The organism is Leifsonia sp. KNZ12-8B (assembly GCF_056755495.1).
In genome coordinates, this window is the sequence record NZ_JBPGXM010000148.1 from 1 (window position 1) to 8,691 (window position 8,691).

Sequence of the window (8,691 nt, forward strand, 5' to 3'; positions counted from 1 at the left end):
GCCCGCGACTCCCGGCACGCCCCCGACCGATGGCACCCCCACCGACGCGGCAGCCGCTCCCGGCACCGGACCCCGCGACCGCGCCGATCAGTCGCGCACGACTCCCACCGCCACCGGCGCCGCACCGGCCACGTCGATCCTCGCCGCAACCGGTTCGGACGACGCGACCCGAGACTCCCTGACCGCCGCCGTCGCGCTCGTGGCCGCCATCGCGGGCGCCCTCCTGTCGACGCTGTCGGTCCTTCGACGGCGGGAGTCTGGGAATCCTGTTAAAGGGGTTCACCTTTGGCCGCGCCGGTCGCAGAATTGACGCACCGTTCGACCGAACGGATCCGCCGATGAAGGGAGACAGCCTATGGTGAGCCTGTACCTCGCAAACCAGCCCAAGCCGCTGACCGGATCGCGGACCGAGAGTTCGGGAGCCGCCTGAGCGGTTTGAATCCAACTTCAGGCGTGGCGGCGCGAGGCGCCACGCGAGCGGGGCCGGCGGAGTCCGGCCCCGCTCCCATGTCCAGACGCCACCCCGCCACGCGTGCGCGACCGGGGAGCACTCACGGAGGCTCCAGCGGAACCCCATACGTCCGCAACAGCTGACGCATGCGTCCCACGTCTCTCCCCGTCTCCCACCCCCAGCGCATCACCCGGAAGCCGGCGTGCTCCAGTCGCCGTTGGCGGAGCGACCGCTCCGCGAGCGCATCCATCGTGGACCGCCCGCGCAGCATCGCCGGATGGCGCAGCTTCTCCGCCCCGTCCGCCTCGCCGATCAGCCCGAGGTCGGGCCAGCAGAAGTCGGCCCGCGCCCTCCAGCCGAGCAGATCACCCACCTCCGCCTGCAGCTCGGGCGGCGGCGCGCCGGCCAGCGCCAGCGTCACCCTGCTGACCGATTCGAGCACCGACTCCGACCGCCCGTCCGCGAACCACGCCGCCGCCTCGGCGCGTGCAGCGCCGGACGGCTCCACCCACGCCGCTTCGCCGAGCATGCTCTCGCGGTCGGCGAGGGCACGCCGCTCCCCGAAGCCGCCGCGCGACAGCGCGAAGTCCGCGGCCACGACCCCGCCGACGTAGGACGTGCGCGCGGCGAGATCCATCACCGTGCGCGCCGGCGAGGTCACGCGGAGCCCCCGCACCGTCACCACCTCGGGTTCACCGAGGCGCGGCTGACGGACGATGCCGCGGTCGGCGCCCCCGGTCTCGTCTCGCGACAGCACGTGGATGGTGCGGGGCGGGGTCATCAGCAGCGGCAGGCCGTGGATCACCGCCGCCGACCAGTGGCAGAACACCGGTGGCACCCGACGGGTCGAGGCGAGCATCCGCAGCCGCTCCAGGTGGTCGTCGCGCGCCTGCCCCCGCGCGAGATGCTGCCGCGCGGCCTCCCGCTGGGGTTGAACCGCGCGGGCGTGCACCCGGTGAACACGGGAGGAGGACGAGCCGGGACGAGCGAGAGAATCGGTCATGCATCGAGCCTGCCGAGGGCGCGCCGGCGGTGGTCGGTCCGCTGCGAATCTGTGGAGAAGACGGCCCGCGCGGGTTGCTGGGGACGCCGACTCGCCGACGCGACACGCCCGGGTTGCAGCAATGCGCCGCATCTGGCAAACTTGTCTAGTTCAACATTTCGGAACGAGTGTGCTCACGTGCGCTCCGACCGGATCACTGCCAGGCAGTGCATAGCCCACCGCGAGGCCTCGAGGACCAGGTTCCAGGACGAGCGGCGAGATGGTTAGGCCGCAGGCAGCAGGACACGCTCAATCCGACCACACGGGAATCAGGGGCTACCCCTGTGCCTCGCGGGAACCGCACCAGGCGACACGCCCGGACGCGGGGGTCGGGGAGTTGACAGAAGAATAGTGGCGTTCCCCTGCGTTCGTCGCACCGCGTCCAATGCGAGGCGGGCTCGGAAGAGCCCCTCACGTACGACGCCATAACAAGAGAGAGAGTCAGACATGGCGGGACAGAAGATCCGCATCCGGCTTAAGTCGTATGACCACGAGGTCATCGACACCTCGGCTCGCAAGATCGTCGACACGGTTACCCGTGCCGGTGCGACCGTGGTGGGCCCGGTGCCGCTTCCCACCGAGAAGAACGTGGTGGTCGTCATCCGTTCGCCCCACAAGTACAAGGACAGCCGTGAGCACTTCGAGATGCGCACGCACAAGCGGCTGATCGACATCATCGACCCGACCCCGAAGGCCGTCGACTCGCTCATGCGTCTCGACCTGCCGGCCGACGTCAACATCGAGATCAAGCTGTAAGGGGGAACGCGACTATGCCTAACACCAACAGCACCGCCGGCGTGACCAAGACCTCCAAGGGTCTCCTCGGCAAGAAGCTCGGCATGACCCAGGTCTGGGACGAGAACAACCGTCTCATCCCGGTGACCGTCATCGAGATCACGCCGAACGTCGTGACCCAGGTCCGCACCCCCGAGGCCGACGGCTACAACGCCGTCCAGATCGCCTACGGCCAGATCGACCCGCGCAAGGTCAACAAGCCGGCCGCCGGTCACTTCGACAAGGCGGGCGTCACCCCGCGTCGTCACCTCACCGAGGTCCGCACCGCCGACGCCGCCGAGTACGCGGCCGGCCAGGAGCTCACCGTGGACGGCACCTTCGAGGTCGGCCAGCTGGTCGACGTCGTCGGCACCTCCAAGGGCAAGGGCTTCGCCGGTGTCATGAAGCGCCACAACTTCCAGGGCGTCTCCGCCTCGCACGGTGCGCACCGCAACCACCGCAAGCCGGGCTCCATCGGCGCCTCCTCGACCCCGAGCCGTGTCTTCAAGGGCATGCGCATGGCCGGTCGCATGGGTGGCGAGCGCGTCACCGTCCTGAACCTCAAGGTGCAGGCGATCGACGCCGAGAAGGGCCTGCTGCTCGTCAAGGGCGCCGTTCCCGGCGCTCGTGGCCGCATCGTTTTCGTCCGCAACGCAGTGAAGGGGGCCTAAGGTAAATGGCTACCTCGATTGACGTCGTCGACCTCAAGGGCAAGAAGGCCGGCTCCATCGAGCTCCCCGAGACCCTGTTCGACGTCCAGACCAACATCCCGCTGATCCACCAGGTCGTGACCGCCCAGCTCGCCGCCGCGCGCCAGGGCACCCACAAGACCAAGGGCCGTGGAGAGGTCTCGGGCGCCGGTCGCAAGCCGTTCAAGCAGAAGGGCACCGGTCGCGCTCGTCAGGGCTCGATCCGCGCCCCGCAGATGACCGGTGGTGGCATCGTCCACGGACCGACGCCGCGTGACTACGCGCAGCGCACCCCCAAGAAGATGATCGCCGCGGCTCTGCTCGGCGCTCTCTCGGACCGCGCCCGCGGCAGCCGCATCCACGCCGTCCAGGCCCTGACCGCCGGTGAGACCCCGTCGACCAAGGCCGTCGTGGAGCTGCTGAGCGGCGTCGCGACCTCGAAGCACGTCCTCGTGGTCGTCGAGCGCGACGACGAGCTTGGCTTCAAGAGCGTCCGCAACGTCCCGTCGGTTCACGTGCTGTCCTACGACCAGCTCAACGCCTACGACGTGCTGGTGAGCGACGACATCGTCTTCACCCAGGCCGCGCTCGAGGCCTTCATCGCGAGCAAGACCAAGAAGGAAGAGGTGAACGCGTAATGGTTGCCGTCAACAAGGACCCGCGCGACGTCATCATCGCCCCGGTCGTCTCTGAGAAGAGCTACGGCCTGATCGACGAGGGCAAGTACACCTTCCTCGTCGACACGCGTTCGAACAAGACCGAGATCAAGCTCGCGATCGAGTCGATCTTCAAGGTCGAGGTCGCGTCGGTGAACACCCTGAACCGTCAGGGCAAGACCCGCCGCACCCGCTTCGGCACCGGCAAGCGCAAGGACACCAAGCGCGCGATCGTCACGCTGAAGTCCGGTTCCATCGACATCTTCACGGCCGTCGGCTGAGCGAAGGACTAGAGGAAGACAGACATGGCTATTCGCAACTACAAGCCCACGACCCCCGGTCGTCGCGGCTCCTCGGTCGCCGACTTCGCCGAGATCACCCGCTCGACGCCGGAGAAGTCCCTTCTCCGTCCGCTGTCGAAGTCCGGTGGCCGCAACAACCAGGGCCGCATCACGACCCGTCACATCGGTGGTGGCCACAAGCGCCAGTACCGCGTCATCGACTTCCGTCGCAATGACAAGGACGGCGTCAACGCCAAGGTCGCGCACATCGAGTACGACCCGAACCGCACCGCCCGCATCGCGCTGCTCCACTTCCTGGACGGCACGAAGCGCTACATCCTGGCTCCGGCCGGGCTGAAGCAGGGCGACATCGTGGAGTCGGGCGCCGGCGCTGACATCAAGCCGGGCAACAACCTCCCGCTGCGCAACATCCCGACCGGTACCGTCGTGCACGCGATCGAGCTGAAGCCGGGCGGTGGCGCCAAGCTGGCCCGTTCCGCCGGCTCGTCGGTCCGTCTCGTCGCGAAGGACGGCCCCTACGCCCAGCTGCGCCTCCCCTCGGGCGAGGTCCGCAACGTCGACGCGCGCTGCCGCGCGACCGTCGGCGAGGTCGGCAACGCCGAGCAGTCGAACATCAACTGGGGCAAGGCCGGCCGCATGCGCTGGAAGGGCGTCCGCCCGACCGTCCGCGGTGTCGCGATGAACCCGATCGACCACCCGCACGGTGGTGGTGAGGGCAAGACCTCCGGTGGCCGTCACCCGGTCAGCCCGTGGGGCCAGAAGGAAGGCCGCACGCGTCACCCCAACAAGGAGAGCGACAAGCTCATCGTTCGCCGCCGCAACGCCGGCAAGAAGCGCAAGTAGGAGTTCGAGAAGATGCCACGCAGTCTCAAGAAGGGCCCCTTCGTCGACGAGCACCTGTTTCGCAAGGTGGTTGCCGCGAACGAGGCCAACAGCAAGAACGTGATCAAGACCTGGTCGCGCCGCTCGATGATCGTCCCGGCCATGCTGGGCCACACCATCGCGGTGCACGACGGTCGCAAGCACATCCCGGTGTTCGTCACCGAGACCATGGTCGGCCACAAGCTCGGCGAGTTCGCGCCGACGCGCACCTTCCGTGGACACGTGAAGGACGACAAGAAGGGTCGCCGCCGCTAACGCGGAGGCGAAGAGGAGGAAGAAATGGTGGAGTCGATCGCACGCGTGCGACACATCCGCGTCACCCCCATGAAGGCCCGCCGCGTCGTCAACCTGATCCGCGGCAAGCAGGCCCAGGAGGCCCTGGCCATCCTGAAGTTCTCGCCGCAGAGCGCGAGCGAGCCGGTCTACAAGCTGGTCGCCTCGGCCATCGCGAACGCGCGGGTCAAGGCCGACCAGTCCAACACCTACCTGGACGAGCAGGACCTGTACGTGAGCCGCGCCTTCGTGGACGAGGGCACCACCCTCAAGCGGTTCCAGCCGCGAGCGCAGGGCCGGGCCTTCCGCATCAACAAGCGCACGAGCCACATCACGGTCGTCCTCGCGACGCCCGACGAGGTGGAGGCCGGCACGGCCACGAAGAAGGCGAGCAAGTAATGGGTCAGAAAGTCAATCCGTACGGCTTCCGTCTGGGCATCACCACCGACCACGTGTCGCGCTGGTTCTCGGACAGCACCAAGCCGGGTCAGCGTTACAGCGACTACCTCGCCGAGGACGTCAAGATCCGCCGTCTGCTGCAGACGTCGCTCGACCGCGCGGGTGTCTCGCGCATCGAGATCGAGCGCACCCGTGACCGCGTCCGCGTCGACATCCACACCGCCCGCCCGGGCATCGTGATCGGTCGTCGTGGCGCCGAGGCTGAGCGCATCCGCGCCGACCTCGAGAAGCTCACCGGCAAGCAGATCCAGCTGAACATCCTCGAGGTCAAGAACCCCGAGGCCGACGCCCAGCTCGTCGCGCAGGGCATCGCCGAGCAGCTCTCCGCCCGCGTGGCCTTCCGCCGCGCGATGCGCAAGGGCCTGCAGGGCGCGCAGCGCGCCGGCGCCAAGGGTGTCCGCATCCAGGTGTCGGGCCGTCTCGGCGGCGCCGAGATGAGCCGCTCCGAGTTCTACCGCGAGGGTCGTGTGCCGCTGCACACGCTCCGCGCCAACATCGACTACGGCTTCTACGAGGCCAAGACGACCTTCGGTCGCATCGGTGTGAAGGTGTGGATCTACAAGGGCGACATCACGAACAAGGAACTGGCTCGCGAGCAGGCCAACCAGAAGCCGTCGCGCGAGCGCAACGACCGTCCGCGTCGTGGTGGCCGGGGCAACGCCCCCGCCGCCGAGACCGCGCCGGCCGCAGCAGGAGTTGAGGCATAACCATGTTGATCCCACGCAGAGTCAAGCACCGCAAGCAGCACCACCCCGGCCGTAGCGGCCAGGCGACCGGTGGCACGAAGGTCTCCTTCGGCGAGTTCGGCATCCAGGCCCTGACCCCCGCTTACGTGACCAACCGTCAGATCGAGTCCGCTCGTATCGCCATGACGCGTCACATCAAGCGCGGCGGCAAGGTGTGGATCAACATCTACCCGGACCGTCCGCTCACGAAGAAGCCGGCCGAGACCCGAATGGGTTCCGGTAAGGGCTCGCCGGAGTGGTGGGTCGCGAACGTCAAGCCGGGTCGGGTCCTCTTCGAGGTCTCCGGCGTCTCCGAGGAACTCGCTCGTGAGGCAATGACCCGTGCAATCCACAAGCTGCCCCTCAAGGCACGCATCATCAAGCGCGAGGAGGGCGACGCGTAATGGCGATCGGTTCCAAGGAGCTTGCCTCGAGCGAGCTCGACACCTTTGAAGACGAGCGTCTCGTCGACGAGCTGAAGAAGGCCAAGGAGGAGCTGTTCAACCTGCGCTTCCAGTCGGCCACCGGTCAGCTCGAGAGCCACGGCCGCCTGCGCGCCGTGAAGCGGGACATCGCTCGCATCTACACCGTGATCCGTGAGCGCGAGCTCGGGATCCGGGCGACCCCGGCCCCGGCCGAGGTCGAGCCGAAGGCTGAGAAGAAGACCCGTGCCAAGAAGGCGGCCCCGGCCGCCGAGGCCGAGTCGACCGAGAATGAGGAGGCCAAGTAATGGCTGAGACCACCAAGGCCGCGGCCGCGGAGTCGACGGCCGACGAGGCCATCGTCCGCGGGTACCGCAAGGCCCGTCGCGGTTACGTCGTCAGCGACAAGATGGACAAGACCATCGTCGTCGAGGTCGAGGACCGCGTGAAGCACCCCCTGTACGGCAAGGTCATCCGCCGCACCTCCAAGGTGAAGGCGCACGACGAGAACAACACCGCCGGCATCGGCGACCTGGTTCTCATCAACGAGACCCGCCCCCTGAGCGCCAGCAAGCGGTGGCGCCTGGTTGAGATTCTGGAGAAGGCCAAGTGATCCAGCAGGAATCCCGACTCAAGGTCGCCGACAACACCGGCGCCAAGGAGCTCCTGGCCATCCGCGTGCTCGGCGGCTCGAGCCGTCGCTACGCGGGCCTGGGCGACGTGATCGTCGCCACGGTCAAGGACGCGATCCCCGGCGGCAACGTGAAGAAGGGCGACGTCGTCAAGGCGGTCGTCGTCCGTGTTCGCAAGAACACCCGCCGCCCGGACGGCTCGTACATCAAGTTCGACGAGAACGCCGCTGTCATCCTGAAGAACGACGGTGACCCCCGCGGCACCCGCATCTTCGGACCGGTCGGCCGCGAGCTCCGCGACAAGAAGTTCATGAAGATCATCTCGCTCGCCCCGGAGGTGCTGTAACCCATGGCGAACATCAAGAAGGGCGACCTCGTCCAGGTCATCTCGGGCCGTACCCAGGCCCGCGGCGGCGACCGCGGCAAGCAGGGTCGTGTCATCGAGGTCCTGACCGAGAAGAACCGCGTCATCGTCGAGGGCGTCAACTTCGTCACCAAGCACGTGCGCGTCGGCCAGACGCAGCGTGGCACGAAGACCGGCGGCATCGAGACCCACGAGGCCCCGATCCACGTCTCGAACGTGGCGCTGGTCGACCCCGAGACCAAGAAGCCGACCCGCGTCGGCTTCCGCACCGAGACCGTTACGAAGGACGGCGTCACCAAGACGGTCCGCGTTCGTTACGCCAAGAAGTCTGGTAAGGACCTGTAATGACCGACACTGCAACCGCTGCTGGCAAAATCCAGCCGCGCCTGAAGCAGAAGTACAAGACCGAGATCTCGCAGCAGCTCCAGAGCGACTTCGGCTTCACGAACGTGCACCAGGTGCCCGGTCTCGTGAAGATCGTCGTCAACATGGGTGTCGGCGAGGCGGCCCGTGACGGCAAGGTCATCGATGGCGCGGTCAACGACCTCACGCTCATCACCGGCCAGAAGCCGCAGGTCACCAAGGCCCGCAAGTCCATCGCGCAGTTCAAGCTGCGCGAGGGGCAGCCGATCGGTGCGCACGTCACGCTGCGCGGCGACCGGATGTGGGAGTTCCTCGACCGTCTGCTCTCGCTCGCGCTTCCCCGCATCCGCGACTTCCGCGGACTGTCGGACAAGCAGTTCGACGGCAACGGCAACTACACGTTCGGCCTCACGGAGCAGTCGATGTTCCACGAGATCGACCAGGACCGCATCGACCGCGTCCGCGGCATGGACATCACGGTCGTCACGACCGCGAAGAACGACGAGGAGGGGCGCGCGCTGCTCAAGCAGCTCGGCTTCCCCTTCCGTTCCGCCGACGCGGCCAACTAGGCCCACCCCGCGGGGGGGGCGGCCCGGCCCCGGCGGGGGGGGGGGGGCCCCCCCCACGGCTCCGCTCACGCGAGCGCCGTGCGCAGAG

At 67.9% G+C, this 8,691-nt stretch carries 15 protein-coding genes; 14 read left to right on the plus strand and 1 reads right to left on the minus strand.

The annotated features are described in order from the left end of the window. Positions 1–551: 551 nt before the first annotated feature. Positions 552–1,454: a hypothetical protein gene (locus ACR9ZG_RS16480; RefSeq protein WP_481285935.1), complete on the minus strand. Its 903-nt coding sequence runs from the start codon at positions 1,452–1,454 to the stop codon at positions 552–554. Positions 1,455–1,940: 486 nt separating this feature from the next. On the opposite strand from ACR9ZG_RS16480, the gene rpsJ reads away from it, so the two are divergent. The 14 genes from rpsJ to rplE are packed head-to-tail and all read left to right on the plus strand — an operon-like array spanning position 1,941 to position 8,603. After that, a complete protein-coding gene (gene rpsJ, locus ACR9ZG_RS16485; protein ID WP_018191969.1) occupies positions 1,941–2,249 on the plus strand; it encodes a 30S ribosomal protein S10 in 309 nt (102 codons plus the stop codon). Between the two features lie 14 nt (positions 2,250–2,263). Beyond that, positions 2,264–2,938: a 50S ribosomal protein L3 gene (gene rplC / locus ACR9ZG_RS16490; protein ID WP_481285936.1), complete on the plus strand. Its 675-nt coding sequence runs from the start codon at positions 2,264–2,266 to the stop codon at positions 2,936–2,938. Positions 2,939–2,943: 5 nt separating this feature from the next. After that, a complete protein-coding gene (gene rplD, locus ACR9ZG_RS16495) occupies positions 2,944–3,594 on the plus strand; it encodes a 50S ribosomal protein L4 (RefSeq protein ID WP_481285937.1) in 651 nt (216 codons plus the stop codon). Continuing rightward, on the plus strand, positions 3,594–3,893 hold the full coding sequence (gene rplW / locus ACR9ZG_RS16500; RefSeq protein WP_481285938.1) for a 50S ribosomal protein L23: 300 nt from the start codon (positions 3,594–3,596) through the stop codon (positions 3,891–3,893). The genes rplD and rplW overlap by 1 nt, the downstream gene beginning before the upstream one ends. Before the next feature lie 24 nt (positions 3,894–3,917). Beyond that, on the plus strand, positions 3,918–4,757 hold the full coding sequence (rplB, locus tag ACR9ZG_RS16505; protein ID WP_481285939.1) for a 50S ribosomal protein L2: 840 nt from the start codon (positions 3,918–3,920) through the stop codon (positions 4,755–4,757). 12 nt (positions 4,758–4,769) lie between these two features. Next, positions 4,770–5,051 carry a 30S ribosomal protein S19 gene (gene rpsS, locus ACR9ZG_RS16510; protein WP_018191964.1) on the plus strand — a complete coding sequence of 94 codons (282 nt, stop codon included), beginning with the start codon at positions 4,770–4,772 and terminating at the stop codon, positions 5,049–5,051. Positions 5,052–5,075: 24 nt separating this feature from the next. After that, positions 5,076–5,468, plus strand: coding sequence for a 50S ribosomal protein L22 (gene rplV, locus ACR9ZG_RS16515; RefSeq protein WP_481285940.1), 393 nt, complete (start codon positions 5,076–5,078; stop codon positions 5,466–5,468). Beyond that, on the plus strand, positions 5,468–6,235 hold the full coding sequence (rpsC, locus tag ACR9ZG_RS16520; protein ID WP_481285941.1) for a 30S ribosomal protein S3: 768 nt from the start codon (positions 5,468–5,470) through the stop codon (positions 6,233–6,235). The genes rplV and rpsC overlap by 1 nt, the downstream gene beginning before the upstream one ends. 2 nt (positions 6,236–6,237) lie before the next feature. Then, a complete protein-coding gene (gene rplP / locus ACR9ZG_RS16525; RefSeq protein ID WP_055894786.1) occupies positions 6,238–6,657 on the plus strand; it encodes a 50S ribosomal protein L16 in 420 nt (139 codons plus the stop codon). Further along, positions 6,657–6,983: a 50S ribosomal protein L29 gene (rpmC, locus tag ACR9ZG_RS16530; RefSeq protein ID WP_481285942.1), complete on the plus strand. Its 327-nt coding sequence runs from the start codon at positions 6,657–6,659 to the stop codon at positions 6,981–6,983. Before rplP ends, rpmC begins: the two co-directional genes overlap by 1 nt. Further along, positions 6,983–7,288: a 30S ribosomal protein S17 gene (gene rpsQ / locus ACR9ZG_RS16535; protein ID WP_064109777.1), complete on the plus strand. Its 306-nt coding sequence runs from the start codon at positions 6,983–6,985 to the stop codon at positions 7,286–7,288. Before rpmC ends, rpsQ begins: the two co-directional genes overlap by 1 nt. Further along, entirely contained in the window at positions 7,285–7,653 is a 369-nt protein-coding gene (gene rplN / locus ACR9ZG_RS16540) for a 50S ribosomal protein L14 (protein WP_018191958.1), read from the plus strand. Before rpsQ ends, rplN begins: the two co-directional genes overlap by 4 nt. Positions 7,654–7,656: 3 nt before the next feature. Then, positions 7,657–8,016: a 50S ribosomal protein L24 gene (gene rplX / locus ACR9ZG_RS16545; RefSeq protein ID WP_481285943.1), complete on the plus strand. Its 360-nt coding sequence runs from the start codon at positions 7,657–7,659 to the stop codon at positions 8,014–8,016. After that, on the plus strand, positions 8,016–8,603 hold the full coding sequence (gene rplE / locus ACR9ZG_RS16550) for a 50S ribosomal protein L5 (protein ID WP_481285944.1): 588 nt from the start codon (positions 8,016–8,018) through the stop codon (positions 8,601–8,603). The genes rplX and rplE overlap by 1 nt, the downstream gene beginning before the upstream one ends. Positions 8,604–8,691 lie beyond the last annotated feature (88 nt).

Coding starts and splice junctions, on each gene's coding strand:
- ACR9ZG_RS16480 (WP_481285935.1), bottom strand. CDS start 1,454: ATGACCGATTCTCTCGCTCGTCCCGGCTCGTCCTCCTCCCGTGTTCAC.
- rpsJ (WP_018191969.1), top strand. CDS start 1,941: ATGGCGGGACAGAAGATCCGCATCCGGCTTAAGTCGTATGACCACGAG.
- rplC (WP_481285936.1), top strand. CDS start 2,264: ATGCCTAACACCAACAGCACCGCCGGCGTGACCAAGACCTCCAAGGGT.
- rplD (WP_481285937.1), top strand. CDS start 2,944: ATGGCTACCTCGATTGACGTCGTCGACCTCAAGGGCAAGAAGGCCGGC.
- rplW (WP_481285938.1), top strand. CDS start 3,594: ATGGTTGCCGTCAACAAGGACCCGCGCGACGTCATCATCGCCCCGGTC.
- rplB (WP_481285939.1), top strand. CDS start 3,918: ATGGCTATTCGCAACTACAAGCCCACGACCCCCGGTCGTCGCGGCTCC.
- rpsS (WP_018191964.1), top strand. CDS start 4,770: ATGCCACGCAGTCTCAAGAAGGGCCCCTTCGTCGACGAGCACCTGTTT.
- rplV (WP_481285940.1), top strand. CDS start 5,076: ATGGTGGAGTCGATCGCACGCGTGCGACACATCCGCGTCACCCCCATG.
- rpsC (WP_481285941.1), top strand. CDS start 5,468: ATGGGTCAGAAAGTCAATCCGTACGGCTTCCGTCTGGGCATCACCACC.
- rplP (WP_055894786.1), top strand. CDS start 6,238: ATGTTGATCCCACGCAGAGTCAAGCACCGCAAGCAGCACCACCCCGGC.
- rpmC (WP_481285942.1), top strand. CDS start 6,657: ATGGCGATCGGTTCCAAGGAGCTTGCCTCGAGCGAGCTCGACACCTTT.
- rpsQ (WP_064109777.1), top strand. CDS start 6,983: ATGGCTGAGACCACCAAGGCCGCGGCCGCGGAGTCGACGGCCGACGAG.
- rplX (WP_481285943.1), top strand. CDS start 7,657: ATGGCGAACATCAAGAAGGGCGACCTCGTCCAGGTCATCTCGGGCCGT.
- rplE (WP_481285944.1), top strand. CDS start 8,016: ATGACCGACACTGCAACCGCTGCTGGCAAAATCCAGCCGCGCCTGAAG.